General features: G+C 73.9%; 17 protein-coding genes. 11 read left to right on the top strand and 6 right to left on the bottom strand.

Going from position 1 to position 17,551, the window contains the following annotated elements; all coding sequences use genetic code 11:
- The 6 genes from HIR71_RS14405 (at position 1) to HIR71_RS14380 (ending at position 7,231) form a co-directional block, all read left to right on the top strand.
- Entirely contained in the window at positions 1–2,052 is a 2,052-nt protein-coding gene (locus HIR71_RS14405) for an ATP-binding protein (protein WP_311836304.1), read from the top strand.
- Positions 2,049–3,209 (top strand): acyl-CoA dehydrogenase family protein, encoded by a 1,161-nt coding sequence (locus tag HIR71_RS14400; protein ID WP_169325763.1) that lies wholly within the window; start codon positions 2,049–2,051, stop codon positions 3,207–3,209. The genes HIR71_RS14405 and HIR71_RS14400 overlap by 4 nt, the downstream gene beginning before the upstream one ends.
- A gap of 28 nt (positions 3,210–3,237) precedes the next feature.
- Positions 3,238–3,714, top strand: a complete 477-nt coding sequence (locus tag HIR71_RS14395) for a MaoC family dehydratase (protein ID WP_169325762.1) — start codon at positions 3,238–3,240, stop codon at positions 3,712–3,714.
- Entirely contained in the window at positions 3,711–4,532 is an 822-nt protein-coding gene (locus HIR71_RS14390) for an HpcH/HpaI aldolase/citrate lyase family protein (RefSeq protein ID WP_169325761.1), read from the top strand. Before HIR71_RS14395 ends, HIR71_RS14390 begins: the two co-directional genes overlap by 4 nt.
- Positions 4,533–4,703: 171 nt before the next feature.
- Positions 4,704–6,560 carry a ribonucleoside triphosphate reductase gene (locus tag HIR71_RS14385; protein ID WP_169325760.1) on the top strand — a complete coding sequence of 619 codons (1,857 nt, stop codon included), beginning with the start codon at positions 4,704–4,706 and terminating at the stop codon, positions 6,558–6,560.
- The gene (locus HIR71_RS14380; protein ID WP_169325759.1) at positions 6,557–7,231 is read left to right on the top strand and encodes an anaerobic ribonucleoside-triphosphate reductase activating protein; all 675 of its coding nucleotides are present in this window, start codon (positions 6,557–6,559) and stop codon (positions 7,229–7,231) included. Before HIR71_RS14385 ends, HIR71_RS14380 begins: the two co-directional genes overlap by 4 nt.
- Positions 7,232–7,358: 127 nt before the next feature.
- On the opposite strand, the gene HIR71_RS14375 is transcribed toward HIR71_RS14380, so the two are convergent.
- On the bottom strand, positions 7,359–8,600 hold the full coding sequence (locus HIR71_RS14375) for a DUF4214 domain-containing protein (RefSeq protein ID WP_169325758.1): 1,242 nt from the start codon (positions 8,598–8,600) through the stop codon (positions 7,359–7,361).
- A 239-nt stretch (positions 8,601–8,839) separates the two neighbouring features.
- Between HIR71_RS14375 and HIR71_RS14370 the strand changes: the two genes are divergently transcribed.
- On the top strand, positions 8,840–9,277 hold the full coding sequence (locus HIR71_RS14370; RefSeq protein ID WP_169325757.1) for a hypothetical protein: 438 nt from the start codon (positions 8,840–8,842) through the stop codon (positions 9,275–9,277).
- On the opposite strand, the gene HIR71_RS14365 is transcribed toward HIR71_RS14370, so the two are convergent.
- Positions 9,226–10,128 (bottom strand): FAD-dependent oxidoreductase, encoded by a 903-nt coding sequence (locus HIR71_RS14365; protein WP_169325756.1) that lies wholly within the window; start codon positions 10,126–10,128, stop codon positions 9,226–9,228. The two genes, HIR71_RS14370 and HIR71_RS14365, sit on opposite strands and share 52 nt — an antisense overlap.
- A gap of 142 nt (positions 10,129–10,270) precedes the next feature.
- On the opposite strand from HIR71_RS14365, the gene HIR71_RS14360 reads away from it, so the two are divergent.
- Positions 10,271–10,681 (top strand): VOC family protein, encoded by a 411-nt coding sequence (locus HIR71_RS14360; protein WP_169325755.1) that lies wholly within the window; start codon positions 10,271–10,273, stop codon positions 10,679–10,681.
- 138 nt (positions 10,682–10,819) lie between these two features.
- Here the strand turns inward: HIR71_RS14360 and HIR71_RS14355 are convergent, their stop codons facing one another.
- Positions 10,820–11,818, bottom strand: coding sequence for a pirin family protein (locus HIR71_RS14355; protein ID WP_169325754.1), 999 nt, complete (start codon positions 11,816–11,818; stop codon positions 10,820–10,822).
- A 35-nt stretch (positions 11,819–11,853) separates the two neighbouring features.
- On the opposite strand from HIR71_RS14355, the gene nhaA reads away from it, so the two are divergent.
- From nhaA to HIR71_RS14340, 3 genes are all read left to right on the top strand, one after another.
- The gene (nhaA, locus tag HIR71_RS14350; protein WP_311836303.1) at positions 11,854–13,734 is read left to right on the top strand and encodes a Na+/H+ antiporter NhaA; all 1,881 of its coding nucleotides are present in this window, start codon (positions 11,854–11,856) and stop codon (positions 13,732–13,734) included.
- Between the two features lie 79 nt (positions 13,735–13,813).
- Positions 13,814–14,671 (top strand): hypothetical protein, encoded by an 858-nt coding sequence (locus HIR71_RS14345; RefSeq protein ID WP_211374238.1) that lies wholly within the window; start codon positions 13,814–13,816, stop codon positions 14,669–14,671.
- A 65-nt stretch (positions 14,672–14,736) separates the two neighbouring features.
- Complete coding sequence (locus HIR71_RS14340) at positions 14,737–15,117, top strand: RNA-binding S4 domain-containing protein (protein WP_169325753.1); 381 nt, start codon at positions 14,737–14,739, stop codon at positions 15,115–15,117.
- Between the two features lie 22 nt (positions 15,118–15,139).
- On the opposite strand, the gene HIR71_RS14335 is transcribed toward HIR71_RS14340, so the two are convergent.
- From HIR71_RS14335 to HIR71_RS14325, 3 genes are read right to left on the bottom strand one after another with little or no spacing between them, the layout of a single operon-like run.
- Entirely contained in the window at positions 15,140–16,036 is an 897-nt protein-coding gene (locus tag HIR71_RS14335) for a DNA-3-methyladenine glycosylase family protein (RefSeq protein ID WP_311836302.1), read from the bottom strand.
- Positions 16,037–16,067: 31 nt separating this feature from the next.
- Positions 16,068–16,694, bottom strand: a complete 627-nt coding sequence (locus HIR71_RS14330) for a methylated-DNA--[protein]-cysteine S-methyltransferase (protein ID WP_169325751.1) — start codon at positions 16,692–16,694, stop codon at positions 16,068–16,070.
- On the bottom strand, positions 16,691–17,179 hold the full coding sequence (locus tag HIR71_RS14325; protein ID WP_311836301.1) for an RNA polymerase sigma factor: 489 nt from the start codon (positions 17,177–17,179) through the stop codon (positions 16,691–16,693). Before HIR71_RS14325 ends, HIR71_RS14330 begins: the two co-directional genes overlap by 4 nt.
- Positions 17,180–17,551 lie beyond the last annotated feature (372 nt).

Here is a 17,551-nt window from a genome sequence, read left to right as displayed (position 1 = left end):
GTGCCCGACCCGTCCTCGCCGACGACCACGTCGCGACCGCCGTTCACCACCGTCCTCGTGGCGAACCGTGGCGAGATCGCCTGCCGCATCATCGCGACCCTGCACCGGCTCGGTGTCCGCGCCGTCGCGGTCCACAGCGATGCCGACCGCGACGCGAAGCACGTGCGGATGGCCGACGTCGCCGTGCGGATCGGCCCGCCCGCGCCGGAGGCCAGCTACCTCGACATCGGCGCCGTGGTCGCGGCGGCGCAGGCGACGGGCGCCCAGGCGATCCACCCGGGGTACGGCTTCCTCGCGGAGAACGCGGACCTCGCTCGCGCGTGCGCCGCCGCCGGTCTCGTCTTCGTGGGGCCGGGCGCCCGGGCGCTCGACGTGATGGGCGACAAGATCCGCGCCAAGGCGCACGTCGGGCGAGCGGGGGTGCCGGTGATCCCGGGGACCGCGGAGCCGGGCCTCGACGACGCCGGACTGGTGGCGGCCGCCGCCGACGTCGGGTACCCGCTCCTCATCAAGCCCTCGGCCGGGGGTGGCGGCAAGGGCATGGAGGTCGTCGATCGCCCGGCGGACCTGCCCGCGGCGCTCGCCGCTGCCCGCCGGGTCGCGCGCGCGGCCTTCGGCGACGACACGCTCCTGCTCGAGCGGTACCTGCCCGCCCCGCGCCACGTCGAGGTCCAGGTGCTCGCGGACGCACACGGCGGCGTGGTGCACCTCGGGGAGCGCGAGTGCTCGCTCCAGCGCCGGCACCAGAAGGTGATCGAGGAGGCGCCCTCCCCGCTGGTCGACCCCGTGCGGCGCGACCGGATCGGCGCGCTCGCGTGCGAGGTCGCGCGCAGCGTCGGCTACGTCGGTGTGGGGACCGTCGAGCTGCTGGTCTCCGCGCAGGCCCCGGACGACTTCTACTTCATGGAGATGAACACCCGGCTCCAGGTCGAGCACCCGGTGACCGAGCTCGTGACCGGGATCGACCTCGTCGAGTGGCAGCTCCGCGTCGCGGCCGGCGAGCCGCTCGCGTTCGGCCAGGAGGAGGTCCGGCTCACCGGGCACGCGATCGAGGCGCGGGTGTACGCCGAGAACCCCGAGCGCGGCTTCCTGCCCACGACCGGCCGCGTCCTCGTGCTCGAGGAGCCGACCGGCGACGGCGTGCGGGTGGACAGCGCGCTGCTGCCCGGGCTGACCGTCTCGTCGAGCTACGACCCGCTGCTGGCCAAGGTCGTCGCCTGGGGCCGTGACCGGGACGAGGCCCTCACGCGGCTGGACCAGGCGCTCGCGCGCACCCTCGTGCTCGGCGTCCGGACGAACGTCGAGTACCTGCGCCAGGTGCTCGACGACCCCGAGGTCCGCGCCGGCCGCCTCGACACGGGCCTGCTCGCGCGCCGGTGGTCGGAGGTGCGGTTCCGCGCCCCCGACACCCCCGTGCTGGTCGCTGCCGCGCTGAGCGCGCTCGCCCACGGCGCCGAGGGGGACCATCCCTGGCAGCGCGACGGATGGCGGGTCGGCGCCCCTGCCCCGACGCGGGTGCACCTCTCCACGGGCCCGCAGGAGGAGGTCGAGGTCGCCGTGCGAGGGACGCCCGAGGCGGCGACGGTGACGGTCGACGACGGCGAGCCGATGCCCGCCTCTCTCGTCCGCCTGGGCCCCGACACGGTGAGCCTCCAGCTCGGCGGGCTCACGCGGACCCTGCGCGTCGCGCACGACGGCGACGTGACGTGGGTCGGCGCGGCCGGCGTCGTGCACGAGCTGCGGCGGCGCACCCACGCGGCCCGGCTCGCCGACCGGCTCGCGCGGGCGACGCGGGCCGAGCGGGCCGTCAGCCCCGAGATCCGGTCCCCGATGCCGGGCACCGTCGTCGCGGTCGCCGTGGCCAGCGGCGACGTCGTCGTCCCCGGCCAGACCCTCCTCGTCGTCGAGGCGATGAAGATGGAGCACAAGCTCACGGCGACGTCCGACGGCGTCGTCACCCTCACGGTCCGTCCGCACGACCTGGTCACCCTCGACCAGGTCGTCGCCACCATCGCCCCGCACCCCCAGGGGCACGAAGGGAGCACCCCATGAGCCACGAGCTCACCGCGGAGCAGGAGCACCTGAGCGACGAGGTGCGGGAGTTCGCCGACAGCGTCGTCGCCCCCGCCGCCTACGAGTACGACACCAAGCGCGAGCTGCCGTACGACATCCTCGCGCAGATGGGCGAGCTGGGGCTGTTCGGCCTGCCGTTCCCGGTCGAGTACGGCGGTCAGGGCAAGGACTACCTCGCGCTGTGCCTCGCGGTCGAGCAGCTCGCGCGCGTGGACCAGTCGATCGCCGTGACGCTCGAGGCCGGCGTCGGGCTGGGCGCGATGCCGATCCTGCGCGGCGGCACCGAGGCGCAGAAGCAGGAGTGGCTGCCCATGCTCGCCCGCGGGGAGGCGCTCGCCGGGTTCGGGCTCACCGAGGCCGACGCCGGGTCGGACGCGGGCGGCACGCGGACCACGGCGTTCCTCAAGGAGGGCGAGTGGGTGATCAACGGCACCAAGCAGTTCATCACCAACTCGGGCACGAGGATCACCAGGCTCGTGACGGTCACCGCGGTCACGGGCGAGACCGTGCGCGTGGACGGGAGCGTCAAGAAGGAGCTCACGGCGTTCCTGGTGCCGAGCGGGACCCCGGGGTTCGTGGTCGGTCCGAGCTACGACAAGGTCGGCTGGCACACGTCCGACACCCACCCGCTCACCTTCGACGACGTCCGGGTGCCCGAGGCCAACATGCTCGGCGCGCGCGGCCGCGGCTTCGCGAACTTCATCCAGACCCTCGACGAGGGCCGGGTCGCATTCGCCGCCCTGTGCACCGGTGCGGCCCAGGGCTGCCTCGAGGAGTCGGTGCGCCACGCGCGGACCCGGAACGTCTTCGGCCACCCGATCGGCGAGAACCAGCACATCGCGTTCCGGATCGCCCGCATGCAGGCGCGCGTGCACGCGGCCCGCCTCGCGTACTACGACGCCGCACGGAAGATCGGGGCCGGCCGGCCGTTCAAGAAGGAGGCGAGTCTCGCCAAGCTGATCGGCAGCGAAGCGGCGATGGACAACGCGCGCGACGCCACGCAGATCTTCGGTGGCTACGGTTTCCTCAACGAGAACCCGGTGGCGCGCCACTACCGCGACTCCAAGGTCCTCGAGATCGGCGAGGGGACCACCGAGGTGCAGCTCATGGTGATCGCGCGCGAGCTCGGGTTCTGAGGGTGCCGACGGGTCGCGGAGGGCGGACATGACGAGGGACGTGGAGCAGCGGGGCCTGTACTACGAGGAGCTCGAGCTCGACACGCGCTACCTCCACCGGCCCGGGCGGACCGTGACCGAGGCCGACAACGTGCTGTTCACGACCCTCACGATGAACACCCAGGCGCTGCACCTCGACGCGGCGTGGTCGGCCGGGCAGCCGTTCGGGCAGCGGCTCGTGAACTCGATGTTCACGCTGTCGACGCTGGTCGGGAGCTCGGTCGCGCAGCTGACGCAGGGCACGATCGTCGCCAACCTCGGGTTCGGCGAGGTCGCGTTCCCGCACCCGCTCCACCACGGTGACACGCTCTACTCCGAGACGGTCGTCACCGGCAAGCGACTGTCCTCGTCGCGGCCCGGGCAGGGCGTCGTGACCCTCGCGCACACCGGCCGGAACCAGGACGGCACGGTGGTCGCGACCGCCACGCGGTCGGTGCTCGTCTGGTGCAGGGACGCCCACCGGTGAGCGGCTTCACGAGGGGTCCGGCACTGCTGTTCTGCCCGGCCGACCGGCCGGACCGCTACGCCAAGGCCGCCGAGCGCGCCGACGCCGTGATCCTCGACCTCGAGGACGCCGTCCCGCCCGGGTCCAGACCCGCCGCCCGGGACGCGCTCGTCGCGAGCGCGCTCGACCCGCTCCGGACGATCGTGCGGGTCAACCCGGCGGGGACCGCGGAGCTCGCCGCCGACCTGGCGGCACTCGCGCGCACGCCCTACCGCACGGTCATGCTCGCGAAGACCGCGAGCGCGGCGCAGCTCGAGTCCGTCGCGGCGCAGGACCGGCTCGGCCTCGAGGTCGTCGCGCTCGTCGAGACCGCGGCCGGCGTGCTGGCGGCCGGGGAGATCGCCGCCCACCCGAGCGTCGTCGCGCTGATGTGGGGTGCCGAGGACCTCGTCGCGTCGCTCGGCGGCACGTCGAGCCGCTTCCGGGACGGCCGCTACCGCGACGTCGCGCGGCACGCGCGCTCGACCGTGCTCGTCGCGGCGGGCGCGCACGGCAAGGGGGCGATCGACGCCGTCCACGTGGACCTCGCCGACCACGAGGGGCTCGCCGCCGAGGCGGCCGACGCCGTCGCGTCGGGGTTCGCCGCCACGGCCTGCATCCACCCGTCCCAGGTGGCCGTCGTGCGTGCCGCCTACCGCCCCACCGCCGACGACGTGGCGTGGGCGCGTGCGGTGCTCGCCGCCGCGGACGGCCGCGAGGGCGTCTTCCGGTGGGACGACCAGATGATCGACGGCCCGGTGCTGCGACACGCCGAGCGGGTGCTCGGCAGGATCCGGTGACCCCCGCGGCCTGAGCAGCGCGGTCGTGGGCCTCGCCTCCGCGGCGGGACCTAGGTCCCGCCCGGCACCTCGGAACGCCACTAGAACTGGCACATCTAGTAGCCGCTCCGGTCGCAGACCACAACATGGTGGGCCACGCGGTGCGAGAGCCGATCAAGGAGAGCCACCGCCATGACCCCCAGCCTGCCGCCGACGACCCTCCCGTCCGCGACCAGCGACGAAGCCCGCGCCGGCGCCACACGCACCGTCGTCGACGTCAGCTCGACCATCGACGAGTACCTCGACCGCGCGGACTGGCGCGTCAACGCGAACGCCAACCAGGACTACTCGCTCGGTGGGCTGATGCTCAACACGTCGGGCAAGGTCATCGCGAACTACTGGCTGTCGCACGTCTACCCGCCCGAGGTCGGGGACGCGCACCGGAGCGGCGACCTGCACATCCACGACCTCGACATGCTGGCCGGGTACTGCGCGGGGTGGTCCCTGCGGGCCCTGCTCACCGAGGGGCTCAACGGCGTTCCTGGCAAGGTCGAGGCGGGCCCGCCCCAGCACTTCTCCTCGGCCGTCGGCCAGATCGTCAACTTCCTCGGGACGATGCAGAACGAGTGGGCGGGCGCGCAGGCGTTCAGCTCGTTCGACACGTACATGGCACCGTTCGTCCGCGTCGACGCGCTGACGTACGAGGAGGTGCGCCAGGGAGTCCAGGAGCTGATCTACAACCTCAACGTCCCGTCTCGCTGGGGCACGCAGACGCCGTTCACCAACCTCACGTTCGACTGGACCTGCCCCGCCGACCTGCGCGACGACGTCCCCGTCGTCGGCGGTGTCGAGCAGGACTTCACGTACGGCGACCTGCAGGCCGAGATGGACGTCATCAACCGCGCGTACATCGACGTGATGACCGCGGGCGACGCCTCGGGCCGTGTGTTCACGTTCCCCATCCCGACGTACAACATCACCCACGACTTCGACTGGCACTCGGACAACGCCACCCGGCTGTTCGAGATGACCGCGCGGTACGGGCTGCCCTACTTCCAGAACTTCCTCAACTCCGACCTCGAGCCGAACCAGATCCGGTCGATGTGCTGCCGCCTCCAGCTCGACCTGCGCGAGCTCCTCAAGCGGGGCAACGGCCTGTTCGGCTCGGCGGAGCAGACGGGCTCGCTCGGCGTCGTGACGATCAACTGCGCCCGTCTCGGCTGGACGCACGCGGGCGACGAGACCGGGCTCGTGCGCGCGCTGGACCGGTTGCTCGACCTCGCGAAGGAGTCTCTCGAGCGCAAGCGCGAGGTGATCGGCCGCCTCCTCGACGAGGGGCTGTTCCCCTACACCAGGCGGTACCTCGCCGCGGGGCTCGACAACCACTTCTCGACGATCGGCGTGAACGGTGTCAACGAGATGATCCGGAACCTCACCGCGGACGCGCACGACCTCACGACACCCGAGGGCCACGCGATCGCCGTGCGCCTGCTCGACCACGTGCGGGCGCGCATGGTCGAGCACCAGGAGTCGACCGGGCACCTCTACAACCTCGAGGCCACGCCGGCCGAGGGAACGACGTACCGGTTCGCGAAGGAGGACCGGAAGCGGTTCCCCGGCATCCGTCAGGCAGGGACCGACGAGAACCCGTACTACACGAACTCCTCGCAGCTCCCGGTCGGCTTCACCGACGACCCGTTCGAGGCGCTCGACCGCCAGGACGAGCTGCAGACCAAGTACACCGGGGGGACCGTCCTGCACCTCTACATGTCGGAGAAGCTCTCGTCCGCAGACGCGTGCCGCGAGCTCGTCCGGCGCGCGCTCAGCGCGCACCGCCTGCCCTACCTCACGGTCACACCGACGTTCTCGATCTGCCCGGCGCACGGCTACCTCGCGGGCGAGCAGCCGACGTGCCCCACGTGCGGCGGCGCGTGCGAGGTCTGGACCCGCGTCATGGGGTACCACCGGCCGGTCAGCTCGTTCAACATCGGCAAGAAGGGCGAGCACGCCGAGCGCGTGCACTTCACCGAGTCGCGGGTCCTGTCGTGAGGCCGACGGCAACGGCGGACGACCTGCAGATCGCGGGGCTGACCCGGCTCTCGACGTGCGACTGGCCCGGCCGGCTCGTGGCCACCGTCTTCCTCCAGGGCTGCCCGCTCGACTGCGGCTACTGCCACAACCCCGAGCTCCTCGACCCGCGGACGGCCGGGACCGTGGGGTGGCACGAGGTGCGCGAGCTGCTCGCCCGCCGGGTCGGGCTGCTCGACGGCGTCGTCTTCTCGGGTGGTGAACCGACCCGGCAGGCCGGGCTCGCGGCCGCGATGGGCGAGGTGCGCGCGCTCGGGTTCGGCGTCGGGCTCCACACCGCCGGGACGTACCCCCGGCGCTTCGCGGAGGTGCTGCCGCTGTGCGACTGGGTCGGCCTGGACGTCAAGGCGCCGGCCGACACGTATGCCGCGGTGACCGGGGTGGCGTCGGCCGCCGCCGCAGCCGCCGCGTGCCTACGACTGGCGCTCCGGGCCCGCCCGCGCGTCGAGCTGCAGGTGCGGACGACCATGGACCCCACGACGATGACGCCGTCGGACCTCGACCGCCTGACGGCCGAGCTGCGCCGGGCGGGCGTCGTCGACCACGTGGTCCAGGAGGTGCGGACCGACGGCACCCGACCGGCCTACGCGGCCGCCCTCGCCGCGGCCCGGGTACCTACTCTGACGGCATGACGCCCGAGCCCGACCTCGACGAGCACGGTCAGCCCCCCGCGCACGGGTACACCGGCATCACCGACGAGCGGAACCGCGTGCCGGCGGGGGCGCGCCGGCTGGGCGCGCCGGCTTGCCCAGCCGGTCGTCAGCTCCTGGTCGGCACGGCGTTCATCCAGTACTCCCGGCTCGACACGATGCCGCCGATGATGGCCTCCGTCCGGGTGCCGGTCTGGATGGCGCCCACCCAGTGAGTGAGTCCGGCCGGATCGATGCCCCGGTCGAGCAGGTCCTGGTAGTAGCCGTCGACGACCGTGCCGAGCCGCTCGGTCGAAAGGAGGAAGCCCATCGCGACGTCCTGCCGGCTCTGCCCCGCGGCCAGCTGACCGAGCCAGTGCTGCACCTCGGCCTCGCCGGCCGCGCGCCGGAGCACGTGCTGGTACAGGCGCTGGACCCACACAGCGTCCTGACCGCCCGACTGGTCGTAGTACTCCTGGGACGCGAGGAACCCGCCCTCCATGGTCTGGATCGTCATTCCGCGCGCCATCTCGTCCAGCCAGTTGGCCAGTCCCCCGGCGTCGGGCTCGCGGTCCAAGAACTCGTCGTAGGCCCCCCGGATCAGCCCGCCGCGGTACTCCGCGGACGAGGTGATCGAGTTCGCGACGGACACCAGCGGCGTCCCGGCCGCCAGCAGGGTGCTCCACGTCGTCAGCCCGGACGGGTCCGGGTCGCGGTGGAACAGGTCGCGGTAGACCCCCGTCACGTAGCGCCGGGCGTCGGCCTCGGCGGGGACGGCGCTGCCCGTCCACCACGACGTGCGCATGTAGGCGCCGTTCCAGCCGAGCGAGACGTGCACGTGGTCGGTGTGGGGCACCGCGCCGGTGTACGGCTTCCAGCCGGCGCTCGCGCTCGAGTTGCTGAAGATCTGCCTGTTCCAGATGACGTACATGACGCCCAGGCGACGCGCGTTGTACCCCACCTTGCCGTCCGGGCCCGGCGCGGTCAGCCAGTTCACGAACGCGTCGCCCGCGGCCTTCTCGGCCGGCTTGCTCACGCTGACGCCCCAGTCGAACGCACGACCGTCCTTGTGCTCGCTCTGACCACCGATCGCGCAGTTGCGCGCGATGCCCAAGCTGCGCCCGATCTTGTAGTAGGAGAGGGCGAGGTCGAGCAGGTACTGCGTGCCGGGCCGGGCGACCGGGTCGCACACGGTCTGTCCCTCGTACCTGACGTAGGCGTCGATCGGGTCGGGGGCCGGTGCGGGCGCGACCGGACCGGGCGGGAGCTCGGCTGCCTGGGCGGGTGCCGTCACTCCCCCGAGCAGGACCAGCGAGAGTGCGAGCACCGCGACCCGCAGGGGTCGACCAGCGTCTTTCGTGAACGAGCGCATGATTCTCCGGGGGATGGCGGCAGGACGCCGGTCGGCACCGGTCCGGCGCTCTCCGACACAGGTGTCATCGGCAGAAACGTCGGGGTGCTGAAGGGTTGATCCGGTCACAGCGGGCGGTATCTCGCCCCGCGCGACCGTCCCCTGTTCCGGCATGAGCCACGCGCACGAGGTGATCGGCATGATCGCCACCGCGTGCTCGTTCGTGCTCGTTCGTGCTCTGGTGGCCGCAGGCGGTGCGCGTGTGGAAGCTTCGGCGCAGCGCGGAACGGCTCGAGGGTGTCTCGATCCCCACGCAGGTCACGGTCCTGCTGAACGCCGCGCTCTGGGGCGCCTACTCCGTGCTGACCGACGCGTTCTGGGTCGGTGCGGCCGGGCTCGTCAACGCGCCGCTCGCGGTCCTGACCATCGTGGTCGTGCGGCGGTCGCGTGCGGGCGGGCCCCACGTCGACCTCGGTCCCCTGCCACGCCCCGCTGACCTCGCGCCGGACGCGCTACGCCGCGCCGAGCCGCTCGACGAGCACGGCGTCGTCCGGGACCAGCACGGCGTCGTCCGGGACCAGCACCGCGCCGTCCGAGCCGACGACAGTGACGTCGTCGGCCGTCTTGCGCAGGTCGGGCCGCGGGTTCAGGGCGAGCCGGGCCAGGTGGACGACGACGCCCGCCGCCCGCCGCCGTGACGGCATGAACCGCAGGAAGAAGGCCAGGCGGAGCGCCTACGCGAGAGCGCGCCGGTGAACGGGATGCCGTAGAGGTCGGCGATCCCCCGCCCCACGCCGAACGAGGCCGCCTGGCCGACCCCGCGGTCCTTGATCGCCCACAGCGCGTCCGCACGCACCAGCGCGCCGGAGACCGGGTGGCGCACGACGGCGCCGCCGCCCGCCGCCCAGACGTGGTGGGCGACGGCGAGGTCCGGGCCTGCCACAAGACGGCCGTCCGCGTCGGTGGGGAGCGAGTCGAGGCCAGGAGCGCTCGCCGGGCGCGCCCCGACGGTGCCGAGCACCGTCGCGGCCACCACGAGCGAGCCGTCGGCGAGCAGCGCGGCCCGCGGGGTCACCGCCTCGAGGCCCACACCGCAGCGCACGTCGACCCCCAGCCGCTCGAGCTCGGCGGCGCCACGGTCCGCGAGCGAAGGCAGCCCGGACCGCAGGGAGGGCAGCACCGCGTCGCCGCGATGCACGAGGACGACGTGCAGCCCGCCGCTGGTCCGGCCGACGTCGGCGAGCGCCGCAGCCATCTCGACGCCCGCCGGACCGCCCCCGGCCACGACGACCGTGGGCGAGTACGCGTCGTCGACGGACGAGCACCGCAGGAGCGAGCGGACTCGCGCAGCGAGCGTCACCGGCGACGTCTTCGCCAGGCGCTCGACCACCGGCAGCCAGTCCGACCGCGTGGTCGACGGGACCGGCAGGCGACGCAGCGCTGCGTCGTAGACCGGCTCGGGCACGAGGCCGAGGGGCCGCCAGACGCACCGCATGTCCTCGGCGAGCCGGGTGCGCGGATGGACGAGGAAGGCGAAGGTCGAGGTCATCGCCAGCAGGGACGCGACGCCCGCGCCGTGATACGCGCTGACCCGGCAGGACGACGTCCGCCGCGAGAGCGGGGCCCCTTCCCGCTGTCGGTCCCCCGCGCTAGCGTGCGTGACGCCACCCACCTCGTCCGAAGGAGCCACCATGACCTCGCGGCTGAACCCGTACCTCAGCTTCGGCGACGACGCACGGCAAGCGATGGAGTTCTACCGCGACGTGCTCGGTGGGGAGCTCACCCTGAGCACCTTCGGCGAGTACGGGACGCAGGGCCCGGACGCCGAGAAGATCATGCACGGCCAGCTCGAGACCCCGAGCGGCTTCGTGCTCATGGGCGCCGACACGCCCGCCGGGATGCAGCGCACCGTCGGCGACAACATCACGATCAGCCTGAGCGGCGACGACTCGACGCAGCTACGCGGCTACTGGGAGAAGCTCTCCGAGGGCGGCACGGTGACGGTCCCGCTGGAGAAGCAGGTCTGGGGCGACGAGTTCGGTCAGTGCATCGACCGGTTCGGGATCGGCTGGCTCGTCAACATCGCGGGCTCGCAGGGGTGAGAGCGGCGCCGTCGGCGGACCCCGCGTCCGTGAACGCTGCGAGGGGCGCTCCCGTCAGGTGGGCGAGCAGGTCCGGCGCTCAGAACGTCGAGCCGGAGCCGCTCGACCGCCGCGACGGTCCGCGAGCACCGGGCGTCGTCAGGGCCGCGACCGCGGCTTGAGGCGCACGTGCGGCAGCTCGGGCGCGGACAGCGGGTCGCCGTCGTACCCCGGCACACCGCCGAAGCGCAGGCGGCCCGGCCCGTCGACGCCCGCGACGTCCTCCTGCCACTGCGCGCGTGCCGTGACCACCTCGTCGTGCGTGCGCCCGACGAAGTTCCACCACATGAGGATCTCCTCGCCGAACGGCGCTCCCCCGGCGAGCACCGCCCGCACGGGCCGGTCACCCGCCTCGAGCAGCAGCTCGTCGGACCCGGGCCCCAGGTAGCCGAGCCAGCCCGGCTCCACCCGCTCGCCCGCCAGCGTCAGGTCACCCGCGTCGACCAGGATCGCGTGCTCGAACTCGCGGTCCACCGGAAGGCGCACCACCGCGCCCGCGGGCACGTCGAGCTGCGCGGCGACGAGCGGCGAGAACACGCGCGCCGGTGACGTCACGCCGCCCAGCGACCCCAGGAACACCTGCACGCGGGCGCCGTCGACGTCGAGGCCGGGCACCTCGGGCACGTGCTCGAACGCCGGGGAGCCGTGGCGGGCGGTGTCCGGGAGAGCGGTCCACAGCTGCACGCCGTGCAGGCGCCGCTGGTCCGGGAACCGCCGCAGCGTGCCCTCCTCGGAGTGGCTGATGCCGAAGCCGGCGGTCATCAGGTTGAGCTGGCCCGGGCGGATGGTCTGGACGGAGCCGAGCGCGTCCTGGTGCAGGACCGTGCCCTCGAACAGCCACGTGACCGTCTGCAGCCCGATGTGCGGGTGCGGGGCGACGTCCATGCCGCCCGACGCCGCGATGTCGTCGGGACCGTAGTGGTCGAGGAAGCAGAAGGGTCCCACGAGCGAGCGGGCCTTGGAGGGCAGCGTCCGGCGCACGGTCATCGCGCGCGGGCCGCCGAGCGGGACCGCCCTCGGCTCGATCAGCTGGACCGTGGTCCCGCTCGGCTCGGTGAGGCAGACCTGCTCCTGCGGGCGCGGCTCGAGGTTCGTCATCGCCTCAGCGTAGGCACCGCCTCTACCCTTGCCGAGTGGCGCGGCCCGCCTCGAGCTCCGGCCAGACACCCCGGCACCAGCTCTCGGGGCAGCTGTCCGCGCCCCTGCGTCGGTTCCTCGGCACGGAGTCGGGCAGCGCGACGCTCCTCGTGGCGGCCACGGTGGTGGCGCTGGGCTGGGCCAACTCCGCCTGGGTCGGAGCGTACGAGCAGCTCTGGGCCACCGAGATCTCTCTGCGGGTCGGCGACGCCGAGCTCGCCCTCGACCTGGAGGACTGGGTCGACGACGCGTTCATGGCGGTCTTCTTCCTGGTCGTCGGTCTCGAGGTGCGGCGGGACCTGTCGATCGGCGAGCTGACGGACCGGCGCCGAGCCGTCCTACCGCTGCTGGCCGGCATCGGCGGGATGGTCGTGCCGGTCCTGCTGTACCTCGCGATCAACCGGGGCGGCGACGCCGTCCACGGGTGGGGCGTGGTGATCGGTACGGACACCGCCTTCCTGCTGGGGACGCTCGCGCTCGTGGGGCCGCGCACGTCGACGCAGCTGCGCGTCTTCCTGCTGACGCTCACCGTGGTGGACGACATCGTCGCGGTGACCGTCATCGGCGTCGTGTACTCGGGCGAGATCGTGGTCCCGGCCCTGCTCCTCGCCGGCCTCGCCACGGTCGCGCTCGCGGTGCTGGGCCGGCTGCGGGTCCGGCGCACCTGGCCGTACGTCGTGGCGATGCTCGCGTTGTGGTTGTCGGTGCTCGAGTCGGGGCTGCACGCCTCGATCGCGGGGATGGTCGCGGGCCTGCTGATCCCGGCGTACCTGCCTCGCCGCCGGGAGGTCGAGCGGGCCGCGTCGAGCGCCACGGCGTTCCGGCAGTCGCCGATGGCGCAGGTCGGCAGGTCGGCGCAGGGTGCCCTGGCGCGCGCGGTCCCGGTCAACGAGCGCCTGCAGGTCGTGCTGCACCCGTGGACCAGCTACGTCGTCGTCCCCGTGTTCGCGCTCGCCAACGCGGGCGTCGACCTCCGAGGTGGCGTGCTCGCCGACGCTCTGGCGTCGCCCGTGATGTGGGGCGTGGTGGCCGGGCTCGTGGTGGGCAAGCTGGTGGGTGTCGGCGCGGGCGCGCTCGGCGGCGAGGCGCTCGGCCTCGGCCGGCTGCCGCAGGGTGTCGGGCCGGGCCAGGTGCTCGGCGGCGCGGCCCTCTCGGGGATCGGCTTCACGGTGGCCCTGCTCATCATCGGGCTGGCCTTCGACGACGAGCGCCGGCAGGACGAGGCCACGGTCGGGGTGCTCCTCGCCCTCGTGCTCGCGACGGCCGTGGGGTGGTCGGCGTTCCGCCTCGCCGCCGTGCTCCACGGGGAGACCTCCGCGGGCCTGCCGATGGTGCTGGACCGTCCCGTCGACCCCGAGCACGACCACGTCCGCGGCCGCCCGTCGGCCCCGCTGACGCTCGTCGAGTACGCCGACTTCGAGTGCCCGTTCTGCGCACGCGCCACCGGCGTCTCGCGCGAGGTGCGTCAGCACTTCGGCGCCGACCTGCGGTACGTCTTCCGCCACCTGCCGCTGCCCGACGTCCACCCGCACGCCGAGCTCGCCGCCGCTGCGAGCGAGGCCGCCGCCGCCCAGGGCAGGTTCTGGGAGCTGCACGACGTGCTGTTCGAACGGCAGGACCGGCTCGAGCTCGAGGACCTCGCGGGGTACGCGGCCGAGCTCGGGCTCGACGTCGAGAGGTTCCTCCGCGAGCTGGACGAGCAGACCCACGCCGGGCGGATCCGGGCCGACGTCGCGAGCGCGGAGGCGAGCGGTGCGCGCGGCACCCCGACGTTCTTCGTGGGCGGGCGACGCCACGTCGGCCCGTACGACGCCGGCACCCTGATCGCCGCGCTCGAGGCCGGCAGGCGGACCGAGGACGACCCGGCGCTCGCCTGACGCGAGCGCTTCGCGCTCGGCCTCCGGTATCAGACGGGCGGGCGGGCGGCTCCTGCGGGCACCGACCCCGGAGGCCGCCGTGCTGCACGACCCGCCCGCCCTGCGCCCGGCACCACCGCGTCTCGTGCTCGACGACCCCGCCGCCGCGCAGGCCGCGGCGGAGCTGCTGGGAGGAGGCGCCGTCGTCGCGCACGGGTTCGCGAACCTCTACGCGATCACGGCGCGCGGCGACGGACCCACCGTCCGGCGCGTCAACGCGCTGAAGGGCCGCCCGGTCGGCCAGGTCTCCAGCGTCACGTGCGCGACCGAGGACGTGCTGCGTGCGTTCGACCTCGCCGCACTGGCGGCGCCGCTCACGGCGGGGCTGGTCGAGGAGGTCGTGGCCGCCTTGACCGACCTGGGGCCGTTCGGGTTCAGGGCCCCGGCGGGTCGGCACGTGCCGGACCACCTCACGAGCGTGCGCGACGGCGTCCGGACCACCCAGGTGATCGTCCCCGGGCGCGCGTGCCCCTCGAACGCGTTCCTGCGCCTGAGCACCGCAGCGGCGGGCGACGCGCTGCTGTCGATCACCTCCGCCAACCTCTCGCACCACCTGACCGGCGTGGCCGAGGCCCCGGCGCACTGGCGCGTCGCCGGGCTCCGGGCCGAGCTGGTGGGCGCGGAGGACCTCGTGGTCCTCGAGCACGCCGACGAGCGCGCCGCCCGGGCCCGGTTCCCGCGCCATCGGCCGACGTCGGTGTCGATCGTCGCGCTCGACCGCGTGCGTCTCGTGGGAGGCCGGGTCTGCCTGTGGCTGGAGCGCCACGGCTCGCTCCCCGTCGACGACGTCCGAGCCGTCCTCGACGGGTTCGGGCTCCGCGTGGTGCTCGCGCCCGCGGCACGCGTCCGGCTGGAACCGCGTCGCTACGCGATCGACGACCTCGACGCCCCGACGTAGCGGGGGCGTCCCCGGCTCCAGGTGTGCGCCCCGGGCCCCGTGGCATCCGCCGCTAGGCTCACCCGATGAGTCCGGACAGCGCCTCGCCACGCGCACGCGTGGACAGCTGGATGTGGGCGGTCCGTCTGTTCAAGACCCGCGCGCAGGCCGCGGCGGCGTGCCGGGGTGGGCACGTGCGCGTCAACGGCGAGCGGGCGAAGCCGGCCACCCCGGTCCGTCCGGGCGACGAGGTGCACGTCCGGGGCGAGGGCCCGGAGCGTGTCGTCGAGGTCGTCCGGGGCATCGCCAAGCGCGTGAGTGCCGTCACCGCGGCCGAGTGCTTCGTCGACCGATCTCCCGTGCCGCCGCCCGAGGATCAGACGGCGATCGCGGGGGCGCGCGAACGCGGCGCCGGACGGCCCACGAAGCGGGACCGGCGCCAGATCGCACGGCTGCGGGGACACTGAAGCACCCCGGCGCGACCGCGCCCTACCGACCGTCGAGGGCCTCAGCAGGGCCTCGGCGGGCGTACGCCGCCTCGGTCCAGAGATGGAACAGCGCGTACGCCCGCAGGGGCGACCACGAGCGCGCCGTCTCCGCCGCGGCACGGGCGTCCGGCACGCCGAGCGCGCGCCGGAGCACGAGGTCGCCGGCAGGGAAGGCGTCCTGGTCGCGGAGCAGGCGCACCGCGAGGTACTCCACGGTCCAGGGCCCGACGCCGGGCAGGGCCAGCAGGCGGCGTCGGATGTCCGCGTGGTCCCCCTGGGCATCGAGTCGCAGCCCGTCCGCGCACGCGGTCGCGAACGCGTGGAGCGTGCGCGCCCGCGCGGCGGGCACCCGGACCGCGGCCTGGATCTCCGCAGGCGTCCGGGCCGCGACGTCCCCCGGTGCCGGGAACTGCCGCAGGCCGCCGGGCCCCGGACGCCCATAGGCGGCTGCGAGCCGCGCGACGAACGTCCGGGCAGCCGCGAGGCTCACCTGCTGACCGAGGATCGTTGTGCACCCCGCCTCGAACCCGTCCGGGTGGCCGATGACGCGGAGCCCGGGCGTGGTCCGGACCAGGTGCCCGACCACCGGGTCCACCCCGAGCACGGCGATCACATCGGCCGGATCGAGGTCGAGGTCGAGGTACGTGCGCACTGCGCCGACCGCGGCCCGCACGTCGGCGTCTTCGTCGGACTCCACCGTGAGCTCGACCGCCGTCGCCCCGAGAGCGATCGTCACGGCGACGGGTCCGTGCGCGCCTGCGACGAGTCGGCGGTGGGTGCCCGCGGCGACGTCCACGACCTCGCAGCCCGCCACCGCGTGCGCGGCCAGGACGGCGAGCGCGGGGCCGTGCGCGAACGGCTCGGTGAGCCCCAGGTCGACCGACGTGCTCACGGCCACCGGGCCAGTCGGGGGTAGCCCGGCGGACGGGTCACGCGGCCGCCTCGAGCGCGAGCAGCGTGCGCTTGGCCTCGGTGCCGCCGAGGTACTGACCGATCACGCCGTCGGAGCGGACCACCCGGTGGCACGGCACGACGACGGGCAACGGGTTGGTCGCGCACGCCGTACCCACCGCCCGCACCGCGCGCGGGCTCCCGGCTGCCACCGCGATCGCCGCATAGCTGGCCGTCGCGCCGTACGCGATCTCGAGCAGGCGGCCCAGCACGGCCCGGCGGAAGCCGCTCGCGAGGCTCAGGTCGAGCGGCAGGTCGAACCGTCGCCGCCGGCCCGCGAAGTACTCGTCGAGCTCCCGAGCGACCGTGTCGAGCCGATGCGGTGCGTGCAGGATCCGGGGGCTCAGGCGGATGGCGAGCCGCTCGAGCACGGCGTCGTGGCCCTCGCTGGCGAAGGCCACCCGGACGAGCCCACGCTCGGTGGCCGCGAGGAGCAGCGACCCGACCGCGGTGTCGACCGTGCGGTACGCGACGTCGAGCAGCCCCTCGGCGTCGGCCGCGAGGGTCAGGCGCGCGTGGAGGCGGGCGAGGTCGGCCGGCGCGAGCGCCTCGTCGCCGACGAGGAGGTCGGTCGGTGCGGTCTCGGGCTGCGGAGCGAGGGTCATCGGAGGTCTCCGGTCGTGGCTGGGGCGCCGTAGGTGCGGCGCAGGGTGGCGATGCCGTCGGCGGCGGCTCGCCGTGCGGCGTCGGCGGAGCCGCCGAGCAGCGCTGCGATCTCGAGGTAGGGCAGGCCACCCAGGTGGTGGTAGGCGACGGCCTGACGCTGCTTCGTGGGCAGCCGGGCGAGCGCGGTCCACAGGTCGAGGTCCCGCCCGTCCGTCACCTGGCCGGCCGGGCGGTCCGGAAGGCGTTCGACCGGGACGGCGCGACGCGCGGCCGCGCGGACCACGTCGATCGCCTTGCGGTGCGCGATCGTGACGAGCCACGCCTCGACGTTGGCGTCGACCGGAAGCTCCGGGTAGGCCCTGAGCGCAGCCAGGAAGGTCTCCGCCCAGGCGTCGTCGGCGTCCACCGGGCCGACGACGGCACGGCAGACCCGTAGGACCGTCGCTCCGTGGGTGGCCACCACGTTCTCGAAGGGCTCTCGCACTGTCACATTGTGCAGACGACGGCGAGCACCGGAACGTGAGATCGCGCCTCGAGACCGGCGTCGGACGAGCGCCCCGAGGAGTCGCTCGTCGGCGCGCTCCAGCGACTTGTCCCCAGGCTTCTGCACAGGTGTGGACAAGTCGGACATTTCGCTTCTCGACCATACGCCGGTTCCCACGCGACGGCGCGGCGGGGCCGGAATTCACCCGGCGTCGCGGCGATCGATCGCGCCGTGGAGACGCATCAGACCCAAATCCGCGAGTAGTGGCGCGTCAGGGGTCTTGGTGACCCGTTTGCGGGTCTTGTTGCGGTTTCCGGTAGCGGGGCGTGACCGGGTCCCGGCTGGCGCGTCGGGTGCGGGTTTCCAGGCCGT

Origin of the sequence: Cellulomonas fimi (genome assembly GCF_012952065.1) — a bacterium.
Lineage (GTDB): Bacteria > Actinomycetota > Actinomycetes > Actinomycetales > Cellulomonadaceae > Pengzhenrongella > Pengzhenrongella fimi_A.
Note: the sequence above shows the minus strand (reverse complement) of the source record. Positions and strands in the feature narration are given on the sequence as shown.